The following is a 16,504-nucleotide window of genomic DNA, read 5'->3' as shown; positions in this document are numbered from 1 at the left end:
TTACTACCATGGCTGTTTTCACTTTAACCAAAAAACAAAAAGGCTTACTTAACAAAAGCTTTGTGATATGCTCAATGGGATTAGCCCTTTCATTATTAGTAGTAAACATCCTCTTAGGCTAATCTCCTGTAAAAGTTTACACTGTCAAACAATAAATTTCTGCTTTCAAAAAGGCTGCTCAATAAGAGTAGCTTTTTTTATGGCCTATAGTTAAATGTGCATAAGTCAGCACTAAATTTACCACATGGATCAAATCACCAATTTTATTGATAATCTCGAAACAAATTATGTCGTTCAACTTGGTATCACTCTGGCTGTTCTTATCCTTTTCATTGCAGCCAGGTGGCTGATTAAAAAGAGCTTACGTAAGCTTGCCAATAAATTCTCCTACGACCCAAATCGTACCGCAGCAACTAAGCGAATAATCATGGGGTCCCTTTACACTTTTGTGATTTTGCTTCTTGTGATCATTTGGGGTGGGGATCTGAACAACCTGTGGGTTTCCATTGGGAGCATTCTTGGTGTGATTGCCATTGGTTTCTTCGCAATATGGAGTATTCTCAGCAACATAGTTGCGGGAATCATCATCTATACTATTAATCCTTTCAAAATAACTGATACGTTGGTTTTAGTGGAAAAAGATGTGACTGGAAAGGTAATTGATATAGGGTTGATCTACACCAAACTTCAGGATAAAGACGGCATTTTCACCGTTCCAAATAACATCTTCTTTCAACAGATCGTAAAGGTGAAAAAACCTAAATAATGGTATTGCTATCCTTTCTTGTTTGATCACAAAAACTTCGATGAAAGGCTGGATAAAATCTCACACTTCCGACAAATACCTAATTCCAATTCGGGAGCAAATGATCAATATGCTAGATTCGGAGGATCGTGTCATCGATCTGGGTTGTGGTTCCGGAGACTTCCTAATAAGAGCTCATTCTAAAATAGAATCTGGTTTTGGTGTGGATGGCTCAAAACCGCTCATCAAGTATGCACAAAATCGAACGAAGGATTTAAACATCGCTAACCTCACATTCGAACACCAGATGATCGATCAGCGTTTCAAACCAAAAGCGGATTTCACACATGCCACGGCATGCCTCTTCTTCCATGTTCTTCCACAGGATCTTGCTATTCAAATCCTGAAGTCAACAACTACTTATTCCGACCGATTGATCATATGTGCATTTGCTCCTCCTGAGAATAAGAAACAGCGTTTTTTAATGTGGTTGGATCAGCGATTTACCTCCCATTACCCCCACTATCGGGAGTATTGCCAATATGGATACATGGAAGGACTGATAAAAAAATGTCAGCTACATATTCATGATATAGCTGACACTTTTGATCCAACTATTAAGATCTATTCAATAAATTTATAATTATTCTGACCTTAACGATTCCACGGGATTTATCCTAGTGGCTCGAGCCGTTTGATAAACAATCACTATTCCGGCTATTAAGATTGAAGCGATGGCGCTAACAATAAAAAGCCCCACACCAATGTCTGTACGGTAGGCAAAATTATCCAACCATTTATTCATCAACAGAACAGTTACCGGGATCGAGAGTATAATTGCGACACCTATCTGAATCGAGAATCCTTTTGCCAGTAAATGAAAAATGGAGACAGGTGATGCACCCATCACTTTTCTGATTCCAATTTCCTTAACTTTACTATTAACCACTAAAAGTGATAAGCCCAGAAGTCCAAGTGAAGCAATCAAAATCGAAAGAACTGTTGCAACGGTAATGAGTTTATTCATCCGTGCCTCACTCTCATACTGTGACTTGATCTTCTCATCCACAAATTCATAATTCCATCGCTCATTCGGAAAAGTGGCTTCCCATTCTGTTTGTAGAATATCAGTAGCCTTGAGCAGGTTACTTCCTTTATACCTAAATACCAGTTTTGGAATGAATGAATCATTGATATCCAAATCTGAAATACCCATCAATATGGGCATTGGGTTTTGAACAATGACCAATGGCTCTATGGAACTGTGTAAAGATGAAAAGTGGAATTCCTCAGTAACTCCCAAAATCTGATGGTCACCAAAATCATCATTTGGTAATTGGGATCCAATAGGATTTTCGAGTTCCAGAAGTTCTACAGCAGCCGGGTTTAGTAAAACCCCTTGACGTTCATCCATCGTATTGCCCGGCTCAAATAATCTGCCCTCCTTTGCTCGAATGTCAAACAATGAAAGGTATTCCGGATCGGCAACCAAGAGTCTGAATCTCTTGAAATTACCATCTCGATCATTGAATCCGTAATGTGCCCAGCCATTGCTACCAAATACGTGACTACCCATTCCTATTTGAGTTATTTCGGGGTATTTCTCAAGTCTTGCCTTTAGCAATTCCCCATTCTGCATTGCAGAGCTTGTTATTTCAGGAATACGCTGCGCATCAGGACTTGGATTTAGGTTGGCAGATATTACCGCATCGTACTTTATGCCGATATCTTTGTTTTGAAGATAGTTTACCTGCTTTCTAATTAACAATGATGTACTGATCAAAAAGACCGTGATGATAAACTGAAAAACGATCATGCCTTTTCGTGCCTTTACTTTTTCAGCAGACTGACCACCTCCATGAAGAACAGAAACCGCTTTGAACCTGGAGTAGATCATAGCCGGATATATACTGGAGGCAAAACCAATCAGTACAGCCATACCCAGGTACATAAATACATGCCACCATTCAAATTCAAGAACCAGATCCGTACCAGTAAGAAGGTTGAAGGTTGGGACCAATAGATACGCAATTAAAACACCAATGATCATGGCAATCAAAGTGAGAAGAATTCCTTCCATTAGATATTGGGTGGTTAGTGCGCTTCCAAAAGCACCTAGTACTTTCCTTACACCCACTTCTTTTGCTCGTTTCAGGGATTGTCCGATAGAAAGTGTTGCGTAATTGATACATGCTATGATGATTACAAGCAAACCAATTGCACCAAGGATAGCTACATATTGAGGATTCCCGACAGGGGCATAGCCCAGCGGCACGTCAGGATTCAAATGAATGTCAGTCAGTGGTTGAAACTCAATGTTATATTGACCTCTTTGAATGGGCTCTCCACCCATATCCATGTCAGCCATAAAACTCATGATAAGATCCTGGATTTTATCATCAAGACTAGCAGGATCTACCCCCTGGTCTAGTAAAATATAGGTTTCAGGAACAATATTGAACCATGCAGTAAATGCCCGATCGCTATAAAGTTCTCTTTGCATGTCGCTCGACAGTGCAATATCAAACTGAATGCTGGACTCTTTTGGGATATCTTGAAACACACCCTCCACCACAAAGTCTCGAATTTCATCATTGATCTGAATGGCTAGATTTTTTCCCAAAGGATCAATTTCTCCAAAATACTTTTCTGCATATTCTCTGGATAGCAGCACGCCACTCTTGGATGAAAAAAGTTGATCTTCGTTCCCAAATAGCAGATCAAAATCAAACATTTTGAAAAAGTCAGGGCTGACCACAGCAACTGGCTCATTGATTCGCTTCTCGCCTCTTCCTATTAAATGTGTCCTTCTGATATACTGTACCCCTCGTTCTATTTCAGGAAAGTTCTCCTCCAGCATGCTTTCAAACCGAAGGGGTGTTGTGGAATTATAAAATGTGCGTCCATCACCATAATCTTCGTTGAGTAGCAAGCGATAAATCCGATCTTTTTTGGAATGGAACTGGTCATAACTAAGCTCTTGCTTTACGTACATTCCGAGCAGCAAGAAACAGGTGATCCCGATAGTAAGTCCAAGTAAATTGATAGAGGTATTGAACTTATCTCTCAATAATACCCGCCATGCGATTTTGAAATTGTTTTTAGTAATCATAAGTCCTGATTTTTTGAGTTTGTGATTTCGTTTAAATGCAGATGGTCTGAACGATCGAATAACCATCCACCAATAGAGTATGTCTGCCTTAAGCTTTCCTCTTGCTGATCTCTGAATGTATATCTCATACAAGTCGCCCTGCAAATCCTCCAATAAGTAAGGATCACAAAACCACTCCAGAAATCGATCGGCATACTTTGGTGGTTGAATCATGACAACCCTGCAAAAGTCAATTTTGGAAGTCTTTGGTAAAGCGAGTAGCGCAAGTCCATGGTTTCATCTAGTACTTTCCTCCCCACCTTCGTCAGTGTGAACATGCGTTTTCTCCTTCCTCCTCTTTCTTTGGACGCACCTCCCATTTCAGAAATCACATACCCTTTTTTCTCAAGTCGCCTCAATACAGAATGAATTGCGGTGACATCCATACTCCGATTGGTGTTCGATTTGATCTCTTCCAAGATAGCAACCGCGTATGCCTTTTCTGTTAGTGAACCTACAGTCAAAAGCACCAGCTCTTCTAATTCGCCTAAGTGTTCTCCTCTCATAAGTTTTCAGTTTGATTTTGGATAGATGGGTTGGAGTGATTCGAATGATCCTTCTTTTGAATCAATAGTAAATCCTGCGATTCTATATGGTCTTTCACCTTCGAAATAGAATCCCATTTCCATCCATTCATTTGATTTAGTACCCTTGACAATCATCTTGTATTCGGTCATATTCTTTCGATCTGCCTGATACATGATCAATGTTCCGTCATTCATTTTTATATCTTCAAATGCAGCCAATAGCTTATCAGCTCCCATTTTCTCAATAAGTTTTGGAGAAAAGTATTTCTTAATGGACTCTTCCGACACCTCTCCTGCTTTTACAGCATCAAGGAACCAGACAATTTTTGAACCGGCAGGGCTATCATTCAGCATAGCAAGCGTTTGCTTTCCCTGTTGTTGAGATGCTACAGAAATAGTAATGCCAAGTAACAATGTGAAGACTAATGGTTTCATATTACAGATGATTTGTTGTACAAACGCACAAGTTAAAAAATAAGTTGTGCTTTTGTACAAGTAATGTGTTAATTGATGTTAACGAACAATAAAAGCGTATTTTTTATATTACTACTTAAAAGACCTCTAGTTAAATTATTATGAGGTTAAAAAGTTTAATCAAGCCTGTCATTGAACGAAGGTTTTAAAAAACATTTGTAGTATTATTGGTTAAAGTATATTTGACACATGGCGCAACCATTCATTCCGCTTGAGCCAGAAAAAGTATATCATATCTGGACGCATGCTAACGGGTCCGAAAACTTATTTCGAATAGAAGACAATTACCGCCATTTTCTAGATAAATATTCGCATCATATTTATCCAATAGCCAAGACTTACTCCTATTGTTTGATGCCTAATCATTTGCATTTGATGGTAGAGATTCGAGAAGAAAAAGAACTATTAAACCTCCGGGGTTTTGAAAACCCCGAAGGTTTAATTCAGAAAATCAGTCAACAATTCGGGAACCTTTTTAATGCCTATACCAAGGCCTACAACAAAATGTACGATAGAAGAGGATCACTCTTTATTCCAAAATTCAGAAGAAAGCATATTGATAATGACGCCTATTTCACGAGGCTTATCGCATACATTCACAATAACCCAATCCACCATCAGTTTATAACAGACCTTGATGATTGGCCACACAGCAGTTATCATTCTTACTTACTGGATAAACCTACAAGATTGCAACGAAATGAAGGGATAGAATGGTTTGGAGGGAAAGATGAGTTCCTTAAAGTACATAAAGAGCTACAGGCAAAAGATGTCATTCTGGACTTTGAACAATAGAAACCGTGGAGGTTTTGAAAACCTCCACGGTTTAATTACGTATCTTTGCAACAAGTGAAAATCGCTAAAAACATACTTAACAGCTTGCTGGCAATTACCCTGCTAATTGCCACGACTGGTGTTACCCTTAATAAACATTATTGCATGGGTAGGCTAAAGTCAGTTGCTGTTCATGCACACGCTCAGCACTGCTTTTCAGGCGAAGAAGAACAAATGCCTTGCTGTAAAGATGTAAGTGAAGTACTTAAAGTCGAGGAGATAACTACCGTGGCTTTCGATTTTGATGCTAATCCTGACTTATTTGAGCTAACGATTATCAATCATATCCTTCTGAAGGATATTTCACTCACGCTGGAGCAAGAAAAACCTGAGCTTCAGTACTATGATTCCCCATTGCCAGATAAAGACATTCCAATCTTAATTCAGTCATTTCTGATATAATTCCTGATTGTGTTCTTGGGTGATGTAATCACTCAATCAATTATTCATTGACTAAAAATACAATCATGGTAAAACATATATTTATATTAATAATAACAATTTCATTAGCCTCAGCGACGGAGGCTCAAACAGTCCGTGGCATGGTTGGTAATGGTGTCGAACATGAACCTCTTATTGGAGCGACAGTTCAGGAATTAGGAACTCAAAATGGAGTCATCACAGATGTGAATGGCCAATTCACTTTAAAACTGAATAATAGAGATTCAAAATTGGTGGTATCCTATTCGGGATTTATTGCTGATACTGTTAATGCTGATTTTTCTGGAATGATGCACATTATGCTTGAAGAAAACGCTTCTGAGTTAGATGAAGTAGTTGTACAGGCCAGCAGCACGTTCCTGGATGATCGTGAATCAAAACATATCGAAGTAATCACTGAAGCAGAATTGACAAAGGCTGCTTGCTGTAACCTATCAGAAAGCTTTGAAACCAATGCATCAGTAGATGTTTCATTTACCGATGCAGTGAGTGGTGCGAAAACCATCCGCATGTTGGGCCTAGATGGGCGATATGTACAGATAAACAGAGAGAACATTCCAAATGTGCGCGGATTGGCCGGACGGTATGGGTTGACGTATATACCAGGTACCTGGGTGCAATCCATTGACGTGGGTAAAGGCGCTGGTACAGTAGTTAATGGGTTTGAGTCTATGACTGGTCAAATCAACGTGGAATTAAAGAAACCGGAAAACAGTGAGAAGCTTTATTTAAATGGCTATGCGAATTCTATGGGGCGTTTAGAAATAAATGCCAATCATGCGCGAGATATCAACGACCAATGGAGTACTGCACTACTTCTACATTCAAATTACTTCAATAATGAGGTAGATCAGAATGATGATGGATTCATGGATATACCAAAGGGTCGTCAAATCAATGTGATGAATCGATATAAATATCAAGGAGAAAAATTGGTATCTCAGGTTGGTTTTACTGTCATGCGTGACGAAAAAGTTGGTGGCCAGCTCGGTTTTGGTTTTGGGGACGACTTCCGTACTTCTTCAGAATATGGGTTCCAAAACAACACTACCAGAGCAGAAATATTCGGAAAGACCGGGCTCTTGTTTCCTCACAAACCTTACAAAGGATGGGGTTTTATCTATACGGCTTCTTACCTTGACATTGACGGTGGTTTCGGTAGAGATAATTACCTGGGAACAGAAAAAACACTTTATGGTAATGTAATCTTCCAAAACATTATTGGAAATTCATTCCATCAGTATAAAACTGGTGTAAGCATGCTTTATGATGAATTTGATGAGATATATGCAGATTCTGCATTTAGCAGACAAGAAATTGTACCTGGTTTATACTATGAATACACCTATACTCCAGGTGACAAATTCACATTGCTTTTAGGAGCTCGAACAGATTTTCATAATCTCTATGGTACTTACTTTACTCCTCGCCTTCATTCGAGGTATCAGATTTCGGAAAACACAACCATTAGAGCAGCGATTGGTCGGGGATATAGAACTCCTAACACCATCGTCGAAAACAGTAACATTCTTGTTTCTTCACGTCAATTAATCATAGAGGAAAATCCAGAACCGGAAGTGTTGTGGAACATGGGCGGTAGTTTAGTTACTGCAGTAAATATTCGTGATAAAAAGTTGAATCTCATTGCTGACTATTTCTATACAAACTTTGAAAACCAACTCATCTATGACATGGATGGAAATTCAAGTCAACTGAGGGTTTACAATCTTAGAGGAAAGTCCCGTGCTCATAGTTTTCAACTGGAGGGAAACTATCAGTTTTCAACCCGCTTGAGTGCTAAGGCAGCATATAAGTATTACGATGTGAGAGCCACCATCAATGATGAATTCAGGGAAGTGCCATTCAACGCGCGAAACAGATTCTTTTTGAATACCTCCTATGCTACACGATTTGATAAATGGGAAGCGGATGCAACATTACAGTGGTTTGGATCTAAGAGACTTCCCAATACTTCGGATAAGCCAGCTGAGTTTCAACGTGATGCCTCCTCACCTGACTTCTTTTTACTTAACGCACAAGTGAGTAGAGGATTTAGATGGGGAAATATTTATCTAGGTTCGGAAAACCTACTTGGTTTTACACAGGATGATCCAATCATTGACTCAGAGAATCCATTCAGTGATAATTTTGATGCATCGCTGGTTTGGGCACCAATTGTGGGTCGCATGGTTTATGTAGGCTTTAGATATAAGATTAAGAGATAAGAATTAGATTTTAGACGATTGACACTAGAAATTAGACATGAAAAATTTATTGACAGTATTCGGATTTATAATAGTGATTACTGCAACAGCACAGAAAGATCCAGTAGAAGTTGACAATGGCTTTAAAGTTGAGATCAAGACTTCAGGAATATGTGAAATGTGTCAGTATACGCTGGAAAAGGACTTGGCTTTTGAAAAAGGCGTTAAGGAAGCAACATTCAACATTGATGATAAAGTGATGACTGTTGTTTACAATCCTAAGAAAACGGATGCTCAAACCATTCGACAAAGGATTACGATGGTGGGATATCATGCAGATACTTTGGCCAGAGATTCAATCGCTTATGAAAAATTACCCATGTGTTGCAAAGACGGATCTCATGGGACACCCATTCCGCAAGTACCTCTGAAGCCTCAGGGTGAAAACTATTGAATACTGAAGTGAATATTTACAAAGAAAATCTGACGCGTCTTAATACTGAATCAGGACAGCTTACAAGGAAAGATAGAAGGATTAGCACAGCACGCCTGCTACTTATTATTACCTCTATCTTTCTGATTTATAATGGGTTATACAATAAAGATTGGATTTTCTTTCTATTGGCCGGATTGGTCTTTGTTGCATTTCTCTTCCTGATTAAAATCCATACAAAAGTTAGGTGGCAAATACGGCTTGTTGAGGAATTATCAAAGATCAATTTAGAAGAAATTGCATTCCTTGAAACTGGAACTAAATCATTTGATGGAGGTGCTGCATTCATAGATACCAACCATCCCTACTCTTATGATCTTGATCTCTTTGGGGAGCATTCATTGTTTCAATACCTCAACCGCACAGGGACTGTATTAGGGAAAACAAGTCTTGGTAACGGCTTACTACAGCAATTAGCCAAAGAAGAAATCGAAAATTACCATTCAGCCATCAAAGAATTGTCGCCCGAAGTAGAATGGAGACAGAACATATTGGCACAGGCACGCATTCATCCAGATAGTGATGAAAGCTTAAACGATCTTATGACATGGGCAAAAAAGAAACCTATTGGAATTAACAAGATCACGGGTGTTCTTTTATATATCATTCCATTAATCACCATACTCAGTTTTGGTCTCTACTTTTTCACTCCATTTGAAATATTCTGGAGATTCGGATTGTTAGGATTTTTGATCAACCTGGGAATTTTAGCGTCTTATGGATTGACGATCAAAAACGAGTTGATTCCAACAACTAAGATTGAAAGAATTCTTAGCCAATATGCCCACTTTCTAAAAATTATCGAGGAGAGTTCCTTCACAAGTAAGAAGCTGAAAACACTTCAACGCCAGTTGATAAACAATGGTAATAAATCAAGTAAATCCATTCAACAGCTTTCTCTCCTATTTGGGCGCATGGAGCACATCACCAATGCATTCGCCAGCCCGATACTAAATGGATTGATTTTATATCACATTCATGTGATGAGGGGCTTATCTCAATGGCGCATAAAGCACAACTCTGAAATAGATCAATGGTTAAAAGTGATCGGGGAATTTGAAAAACTCAATAGCATAGCCAACTTCAGCTACAATAACCCCTCATTTACTTTTCCTGATATCAATGAGGATCGAAAAATCTTATTTGAAGAACTTGGTCATCCATTAATAGAAAGAGGTAAGAACATTACTAATTCAATTGATTTCTGTGAACATCCTTTCTTTATTCTTACTGGCTCCAACATGTCTGGAAAAAGTACCTTTTTAAGGACCTTAGGGGTAAATATGGTACTGGCAAGTATAGGAGCACCTGTTTTTGCGAAGAAGGCTCTTATTCATCCATTGCCCGTTTTAGTTTCTATGCGCTTAACAGATTCACTAAACGATAGTGAATCATACTTCTACGCTGAGGTAAAGCGTTTGAAATCAATCGTGGATCAATTAGATCAGGATACATGTTTCATTTTGTTAGATGAGATTCTAAGAGGAACCAATTCTGATGATAAACGAAACGGAACAATCGAGGTAATTCGAAAAATGGCTCAAAAAAAGGCATTGGGAGGAATTGCGACCCATGACCTTGAGGTTTGTAAAATTGCTGATGAGTATCCGAATGAACTCTCAAATAAACGTTTCGAAGTAGAAATTGTAAATGACGAATTGGTATTTGACTATAAACTTCAAGATTGGGGTATGTAAAAACAAAAGCGCCAGCTTCATCATGAAAAAGATGGGAGTGATTTAACAACGGAATCCAGTATTCTCACTAAATTGGTATATGCGATTTAGATTCACCACACTCCTTCTATCGCTTGTTACACTATTACAAGCCCAGGAAAATCCGACAACAACAGAACTTGTGATGTCTATGTCACAACGATCGCTGGTCATGCCGGGATATTTACCAGAACTGAAAGCATTGATTGCCAGACAGGCATATGAATTCTGGAAAGAAGGAAATGTTGAACCTTATGTTTCACACCTAAATGTCTATCAGGCACTCTATGAGGCCAATAAATTCCTGGGCTATGATTCGGTTAGAGATATGGCTTATAATCAGGTTGGAATGCATTCCAATACGGTAACCTCTGTTGTATTTGGAGATGATCCCAATTTCTATTATTCATCATCCACTGATGGGAAAGTACTGAAATGGGATCTCACAAGTCCTCGGGGCATTCCGGAAACAGTTTATGAATCAGAAAAAATCATCCAATCGATTGAAATGTCAAACGATGGAAAAGTACTCATGGCTATTTTTTATCAGGAAGGACTAGCTCTTGTTCCAATTGAAAGAAATCAGCAAGAAGACATCCAGGTTTTAGAGGATCCAACTCCTATACAGACTGCTACATTCATCCCGGGAGAGCGTAAATACCTTAGCGTTACTAAATCGGGTGAATTACTAATGAAGGGATTCGATGCAAAATCTGAGCAAGTGGGGAAAACTGCCTTAAAAATCAATCAGTTAAAAGTGGACGAGCAAGATGGAACCATTTATGCCGGTACGGAACAAGGAGTACTAGAAGCATGGGAGAAGCCATACGAAGTAAAAGAAAGTCCGATCGAAGATATTATGGAAAACTGGAGACAGCAGTCCTATTTCGGGTATAAGCTTGGATCCTTTTCAATCAATTGCCTGGACATAAGTCCCAATGGCAATACGCTTGCGATTGGGAGAGACAGGGGAGACATTGTTTTATGGGACATCCCCGCAAAACGACTTATCAGAATTATCTCTGGACATCAAAGTACTGTCACAGATATTCAATTCAACCCTAAAGGCAATCTATTATTGACTACTAGCAGAGATGGCACAGCCAGAATCTGGGATTTAACCGATTCGAGAAAATTACCAATTATTCTTGACGACCATGATGACTGGGTATTCACCGGGAGTTTTAATCCAAATGGAACTCAAGTAATAACTGGTGGTGGAGACGAGTATATTAGAACCTGGCCCGTTGATCCAGCATATCTTGCCTTCAGAATTTGTGCCATGATCAATCGAAGACTTACTCAAGAGGAGTGGAATGAATTTATTGGCAAAGACATCACCTATCAAGCAAGTTGCAATGAATAGAATCTTTGCTATTCAACGGTACATCCGAAAAAATATACACCTTATCGAAGTTCATTTTCATCTTTCAAAAGAAGGTACTTAATTGCTTAAATATGTCATAACCAACAGACTAACAGAAGAACCATGCTCAAACAATTTTCACACTCCTCATTAACATCCGAAGAATTAGTCGTCATTGCTGAACGATTCATACAAGCAGTGAATGCTTCTAAACTTAAGGGTAATCTTGAAAACCGAATAAAAAAATCTACAGAAGCTTCGAAAGTGCTTTCTGAGGCACTCAATGAAGGGCTTTCTAATGTCCATGCATCCAGAGTGCAGCAAGCTGATCTTTTAAGGGATGATGCCTTTCAAGCATTTAAATATGGTGTTTTATCAGCTTCCTATCGATCTGAGCCGTCAATTAAGAAGGCCGGTGAAAAATTGGTAGAAGTGGTTCGTAAACGAGGTTTTAGCTTGTACAACCTCGGATATATTGCTCAAAGTGAGGCTATGAGAAGTCTCGTAGATGATCTTGAGAGATATTCAAATGAAATTTCACATGCCGGAGTTGCTGACTTATTGGAAGAAATGCTCAATTCCCATGAATATTTTGATAAAATTTATCATGAAAAAACCACAGAGGCTATAAAAAACGAAACTCCACAAGTTGTTGTTTGGAAAACTGAGTTATCAAAACAAATTACGCTTTTCCTTAATCACGTAGAACTATTAGAAGAAGATAAAGAAGAAGGAGTCAATGCCTTGGTCGAAACACTGAATGGTATCATTACTGACATGATGAGTCAAGCTAAAGAAAGACAAGAGGCAGCCTAGTTGACTGAATGACGTTAACATGACAAACCTTTAAAGGGCTTCCTTACGTTTGGAACAACTATGAAAAAAGTAATTGTGCTATTATCAATAATAGCAGCTTGCAGCACCCTTACTCCTACTGCTCAGCAGGTGGTAGATGAGGCCATTAAATATTCTGGAACGGAAGTCCTTCGTAATGCGACTGCTTCATTTTCATTTCGTGATATTAATTATCAATATCAGGTGAATGGTGGTTCATTTACCTATACTCGAATCCAACAAGACTCGGTGGGTAATGAAGTGAAGGATATTCTCAATAACAGTGGATTAGTAAGAACCATAAATGGTGATATTGTGGAAATAACCGATGAAAAGAGTGCTGCTTACACAAGTTCAGTTAACTCAGTCATTTATTTCGCTTTTCTTCCATATAAACTCAATGATGCTGCAGTGAATAAATCCTATGAAGGACAGGTATCCATCAATAATGAGACCTATCATAAAATCAAAGTAACATTTGATCAGGAAGGTGGTGGAGAGGATTTTGAAGATGTATTTTACTATTGGTTTGATTCAAAAGATTATAGCCTCGACTATTTAGCTTATATCTATGAAGAGGAAGAAGGCACTGGCACTCGTTTTCGTGTCGCATACAATACTCGAATTGTGAATGGAGTGGTCATTCAAGATTATAAGAATTTAAAACCTCGGGTAAAAGGAAGTGTTGAATTGAAGAACATCGATCAGGCGTATCAAAGCGGAGATTTAGTAGAATTATCACTCATCGAATTAGAAGATGTGGTAATTTCGATTCAATGAAATCGATATACTTCTTACCCTTCATAATTTTTACTTTTTGTTCATCACCAAAAAGTAAGGAAGCAACTCAATCCTTATCAAATATTGAGGCAATTGCTTCTCCAACAAGTGCAAATGCCAGCCTCCCTCACTTAATCAAAGGAGCGGATAATAAGCTTTACATGAGTTGGGTGGAAAAAAGAGATTCCAATTGGGTGGACTTCAAATATGCTCAACTAAATGAGGGTGAATGGAGTGAGACTGAACTCATCACATCAGGCAATGATTGGTTTGTCAACTGGGCAGACTATCCAATGTTAGCTGTTGATAAAGATGAAAACAAAATCGCACACTTTCTGGCCAAAAGTTCAGTAGGCACCTATTCTTACGATGTAAATATTGTTCTTAAACACAGAGATTCAGCGACTTGGTCTTCACCTATTATACCGCACTCAGATGGCACACCCACAGAACATGGATTTGTCACTATGCTACCTCAAAATGAGGGGTCCTTTCTCCTATCATGGCTTGATGGAAGAAATACCGGAGGTGGTGGACATGGGGAGCATGGAGGTGGAGCAATGACTATTCGGTCTGCTGTTATCGATATGAATGGTAACCTTACAGAAGAAATAGAACTGGACGGACGGGTGTGCGACTGTTGTCAAACAGGTGGTGCAATGACTCCAAAAGGGGCAATAATCGTATATCGAGATCGGTCTGTAGATGAGGTTCGGGACATGGCATTTGTCACGCAAACGGATAGCGGGTGGAGCCAACCTAAACTCATTGCACAGGACAACTGGAAAATTGAAGGGTGTCCCGTAAACGGTCCACGAATTGCGAATTATAAAAACACCTCAGCTGCAGCCTGGTTTACATCAGCTCTTGGTAGACCCATGGTAAAAGTGGCTTTCAAAATAGATCAGCATTTTAATGAGCCGATTATTATAGATGAATCGTCTCCTGTGGGTAGAGTGGATATTGTTATGCTCAATGAGCAGGAAGCAATGGTAAGCTGGCTGGATGGTGGAGAAGCATCGGCTATTAAATATCGAAAGGTCAATATAAATGGCTCCATGTCAACTATCGGAACCATTGCTGAAATGTCAGAAGCCCGAAGCAGCGGATTTCCCCAGATGGAAGTATTTAATGGAGGCGTTTATTTTGCCTGGACACAATTATCTAATGATTATCAGATAATAAAAACAGCGAAAGTTGCACTTTAGCTGTTAATACCTACCTAGAATTAACTAGTTTTTTTTCCTATTTCATTTTAAGACAAAACGCCTATACATTAAGCACTTGTATATCAGCATCTTACAAGAAAATTAACTGCCATGAAATTTGCTCGTGCCTTTCTTTTTCTAGTGCTAATTGCTTTGTTCACAATTTCTCATGCCCAAAAGATTCATGAGAGCGATCTTGAAATATCGTCACTTATGCTCCACTACCAGCATTTTCCGAATGTTGAAAAAACGACCTGGTACCAGTTAGACAATGAAAAGCTTCAAGCGAGATTTACCTATCAGGGATCAGAAAAAATAGTTACCTACACTTCTAAAATGAAAATTCTTCAGGAATGGACAAAAATTGAAAACATACCCGGTGAGGTGGATTTTCACCTACAATCCAATTATGACAATTGTAAAATAACAGCCGTTTTCAAGGTAGTAGATCACATTAATGACCTTTCGTTTTACTCAGTTAAAGCAAAAATGAAAAAAGAAGGATGGCTCAATCTTACCTATGACGAGTTGTATAATCAGGTCGAGAATAACAACAATATCGCTCTATTAGATTTTTAATTGACAGCTTCATTCACAGCCTTGAATAATGCTCCCCATGACCTAACGCCATCATTGTCTTTTCCCATCCTTACAATGATCACCTGAGTGTCTGGGAAAATGTAGAGGTACTGCCCCAGGTGTCCCCATCCTGATATGATATCGACATGTTCAGCATCAGTACTGTAGAGCCACCAATAATTCTTGTAAAAAATCTCACCGCCATAGTCAGGCACTATGTGGCTTTTATCAAAACTAAGGGTCTTCTCAATCCATTCCTCAGAAACAATGAATTTGCCTTCCCATCGACCCTTATTAAGCATGAGTCTGCCAAACTTGGCAAAATCAATTGCTCTAAGATTCAGTCCACTTTCCATTTTCGTCATCTGCGATTCTTCGCTATCCAGGCTCCATGAGCCTGCATACTCCATGCCCATTTGATCCCAGATATGCTTTTCAAAATAAGCAGCAGGCATCATTCCCGCTACTTGTTCAATGATCATTCCGACTACTATTGGATTGTATGAGTTGTATTTGAATTCAAGGCCGGGCTCATCAGTTACGGGGAGTTCCATGATTCGTTCTCGTAATCGGGGATGGTAATAGGCCTTTGGCTTGTCACCCCAGATCAAATCATGATCCTTGAATTGGATCCCACTTTTCATATCCAGTAAGTGGGAGAGCCGAACCTCCTTATACTTCGAATCTACATCAAGTAGTTCAGGAAGATATCTGACAATTTCCACCTCTCTGGACTGAATGAATCCCTGATCAATGGCCACCCCTACCAATAAAGAAGTGATTGACTTGGCAACAGAAAAAGATGTGTTGATTGAATCGCGAGTGTAACCATTCAGGTATTTTTCATAGAGAATGGTGTCATTCTTTATTACCAGAAAAGCAGTTGTCTCAGACGCTGTAATCGCACCTAAAAGCGCTTCTTTCTTGTTTTTGCCTATTGGTATCATCAATTGGTCTAAATTCTCATCATATGCTTGCACAAAATGGTAAGGTTCTGATGAAGCTCTGAAAGGATAGTTAGGAAATTTCTGATAATCATCTATCCCAGAAGCGTTCCAGCGTACCCAACGTCCACTATAAGTGGACGTGGAACAAGAGAAAATGAACATAACGCCAATGGCAATAAGTAAACCTCGAAAATTCTTCATAATAA

The 16,504-nt window shown here is 39.0% G+C and carries 16 protein-coding genes; 12 read left to right on the top strand and 4 right to left on the bottom strand.

What is annotated here, in order from left to right; genetic code table 11:
* Positions 1-244: 244 nt before the first annotated feature.
* Positions 245-766, top strand: a complete 522-nt coding sequence (locus tag ACOMC3_RS05435) for a mechanosensitive ion channel family protein (protein WP_420318516.1) — start codon at positions 245-247, stop codon at positions 764-766.
* A 40-nt stretch (positions 767-806) separates the two neighbouring features.
* The gene (locus tag ACOMC3_RS05430; RefSeq protein ID WP_420318515.1) at positions 807-1,388 is read left to right on the top strand and encodes a class I SAM-dependent methyltransferase; all 582 of its coding nucleotides are present in this window, start codon (positions 807-809) and stop codon (positions 1,386-1,388) included.
* On the opposite strand, the gene ACOMC3_RS05425 is transcribed toward ACOMC3_RS05430, so the two are convergent.
* From ACOMC3_RS05425 to ACOMC3_RS05415, 3 genes are read right to left on the bottom strand one after another with little or no spacing between them, the layout of a single operon-like run.
* Positions 1,389-4,070: an ABC transporter permease gene (locus ACOMC3_RS05425; protein WP_420318514.1), complete on the bottom strand. Its 2,682-nt coding sequence runs from the start codon at positions 4,068-4,070 to the stop codon at positions 1,389-1,391. It abuts the gene before it with no gap.
* Complete coding sequence (locus ACOMC3_RS05420) at positions 4,067-4,402, bottom strand: PadR family transcriptional regulator (RefSeq protein ID WP_420318513.1); 336 nt, start codon at positions 4,400-4,402, stop codon at positions 4,067-4,069. The genes ACOMC3_RS05425 and ACOMC3_RS05420 overlap by 4 nt, the downstream gene beginning before the upstream one ends.
* A gap of 6 nt (positions 4,403-4,408) precedes the next feature.
* The gene (locus ACOMC3_RS05415) at positions 4,409-4,858 is read right to left on the bottom strand and encodes a hypothetical protein (protein WP_420318512.1); all 450 of its coding nucleotides are present in this window, start codon (positions 4,856-4,858) and stop codon (positions 4,409-4,411) included.
* Positions 4,859-5,086: 228 nt separating this feature from the next.
* Between ACOMC3_RS05415 and ACOMC3_RS05410 the strand changes: the two genes are divergently transcribed.
* The 10 genes from ACOMC3_RS05410 (at position 5,087) to ACOMC3_RS05365 (ending at position 15,351) form a co-directional block, all read left to right on the top strand.
* Positions 5,087-5,692 (top strand): transposase, encoded by a 606-nt coding sequence (locus ACOMC3_RS05410; RefSeq protein ID WP_420318511.1) that lies wholly within the window; start codon positions 5,087-5,089, stop codon positions 5,690-5,692.
* 54 nt (positions 5,693-5,746) lie between these two features.
* Positions 5,747-6,133, top strand: a complete 387-nt coding sequence (locus ACOMC3_RS05405; protein WP_420319306.1) for an HYC_CC_PP family protein — start codon at positions 5,747-5,749, stop codon at positions 6,131-6,133.
* 65 nt (positions 6,134-6,198) lie between these two features.
* Positions 6,199-8,397, top strand: a complete 2,199-nt coding sequence (locus tag ACOMC3_RS05400; RefSeq protein WP_420318510.1) for a TonB-dependent receptor domain-containing protein — start codon at positions 6,199-6,201, stop codon at positions 8,395-8,397.
* A gap of 37 nt (positions 8,398-8,434) precedes the next feature.
* Positions 8,435-8,830, top strand: coding sequence for a heavy-metal-associated domain-containing protein (locus ACOMC3_RS05395; protein WP_420318509.1), 396 nt, complete (start codon positions 8,435-8,437; stop codon positions 8,828-8,830).
* Positions 8,827-10,566: a MutS-related protein gene (locus tag ACOMC3_RS05390; protein ID WP_420318508.1), complete on the top strand. Its 1,740-nt coding sequence runs from the start codon at positions 8,827-8,829 to the stop codon at positions 10,564-10,566. Before ACOMC3_RS05395 ends, ACOMC3_RS05390 begins: the two co-directional genes overlap by 4 nt.
* Before the next feature lie 79 nt (positions 10,567-10,645).
* The gene (locus ACOMC3_RS05385) at positions 10,646-11,950 is read left to right on the top strand and encodes a WD40 repeat domain-containing protein (RefSeq protein ID WP_420318507.1); all 1,305 of its coding nucleotides are present in this window, start codon (positions 10,646-10,648) and stop codon (positions 11,948-11,950) included.
* Between the two features lie 123 nt (positions 11,951-12,073).
* Positions 12,074-12,766 carry a DUF6261 family protein gene (locus tag ACOMC3_RS05380; protein WP_420318506.1) on the top strand — a complete coding sequence of 231 codons (693 nt, stop codon included), beginning with the start codon at positions 12,074-12,076 and terminating at the stop codon, positions 12,764-12,766.
* A 60-nt stretch (positions 12,767-12,826) separates the two neighbouring features.
* Positions 12,827-13,564: a DUF6503 family protein gene (locus ACOMC3_RS05375; protein WP_420318505.1), complete on the top strand. Its 738-nt coding sequence runs from the start codon at positions 12,827-12,829 to the stop codon at positions 13,562-13,564.
* On the top strand, positions 13,561-14,772 hold the full coding sequence (locus tag ACOMC3_RS05370) for an exo-alpha-sialidase (RefSeq protein ID WP_420318504.1): 1,212 nt from the start codon (positions 13,561-13,563) through the stop codon (positions 14,770-14,772). The genes ACOMC3_RS05375 and ACOMC3_RS05370 overlap by 4 nt, the downstream gene beginning before the upstream one ends.
* 111 nt (positions 14,773-14,883) lie before the next feature.
* Positions 14,884-15,351: a hypothetical protein gene (locus ACOMC3_RS05365; protein WP_420318503.1), complete on the top strand. Its 468-nt coding sequence runs from the start codon at positions 14,884-14,886 to the stop codon at positions 15,349-15,351.
* Here the strand turns inward: ACOMC3_RS05365 and ACOMC3_RS05360 are convergent.
* A complete protein-coding gene (locus tag ACOMC3_RS05360; RefSeq protein WP_420318502.1) occupies positions 15,348-16,499 on the bottom strand; it encodes a serine hydrolase domain-containing protein in 1,152 nt (383 codons plus the stop codon). The genes ACOMC3_RS05365 and ACOMC3_RS05360 overlap by 4 nt on opposite strands.
* Positions 16,500-16,504: the final 5 nt, after the last annotated feature.

The organism is Ekhidna sp. (assembly GCF_965212185.1).
Classification (GTDB): Bacteria; Bacteroidota; Bacteroidia; order Cytophagales; family Cyclobacteriaceae; genus Ekhidna.
This window is presented reverse-complemented; position numbering and strand designations above follow the sequence as displayed.

Bases quoted from the DNA above. Each gene is read 5' to 3' on its own strand.
- ACOMC3_RS05435 (WP_420318516.1), top strand. From the start codon at position 245: ATGGATCAAATCACCAATTTTATTGATAATCTCGAAACAAATTATGTC.
- ACOMC3_RS05430 (WP_420318515.1), top strand. From the start codon at position 807: ATGAAAGGCTGGATAAAATCTCACACTTCCGACAAATACCTAATTCCA.
- ACOMC3_RS05425 (WP_420318514.1), bottom strand. From the start codon at position 4,070: ATGATTCAACCACCAAAGTATGCCGATCGATTTCTGGAGTGGTTTTGT.
- ACOMC3_RS05420 (WP_420318513.1), bottom strand. From the start codon at position 4,402: ATGAGAGGAGAACACTTAGGCGAATTAGAAGAGCTGGTGCTTTTGACT.
- ACOMC3_RS05415 (WP_420318512.1), bottom strand. From the start codon at position 4,858: ATGAAACCATTAGTCTTCACATTGTTACTTGGCATTACTATTTCTGTA.
- ACOMC3_RS05410 (WP_420318511.1), top strand. From the start codon at position 5,087: ATGGCGCAACCATTCATTCCGCTTGAGCCAGAAAAAGTATATCATATC.
- ACOMC3_RS05400 (WP_420318510.1), top strand. From the start codon at position 6,199: ATGGTAAAACATATATTTATATTAATAATAACAATTTCATTAGCCTCA.
- ACOMC3_RS05395 (WP_420318509.1), top strand. From the start codon at position 8,435: ATGAAAAATTTATTGACAGTATTCGGATTTATAATAGTGATTACTGCA.
- ACOMC3_RS05385 (WP_420318507.1), top strand. From the start codon at position 10,646: ATGCGATTTAGATTCACCACACTCCTTCTATCGCTTGTTACACTATTA.
- ACOMC3_RS05380 (WP_420318506.1), top strand. From the start codon at position 12,074: ATGCTCAAACAATTTTCACACTCCTCATTAACATCCGAAGAATTAGTC.
- ACOMC3_RS05375 (WP_420318505.1), top strand. From the start codon at position 12,827: ATGAAAAAAGTAATTGTGCTATTATCAATAATAGCAGCTTGCAGCACC.
- ACOMC3_RS05370 (WP_420318504.1), top strand. From the start codon at position 13,561: ATGAAATCGATATACTTCTTACCCTTCATAATTTTTACTTTTTGTTCA.
- ACOMC3_RS05365 (WP_420318503.1), top strand. From the start codon at position 14,884: ATGAAATTTGCTCGTGCCTTTCTTTTTCTAGTGCTAATTGCTTTGTTC.
- ACOMC3_RS05360 (WP_420318502.1), bottom strand. From the start codon at position 16,499: ATGAAGAATTTTCGAGGTTTACTTATTGCCATTGGCGTTATGTTCATT.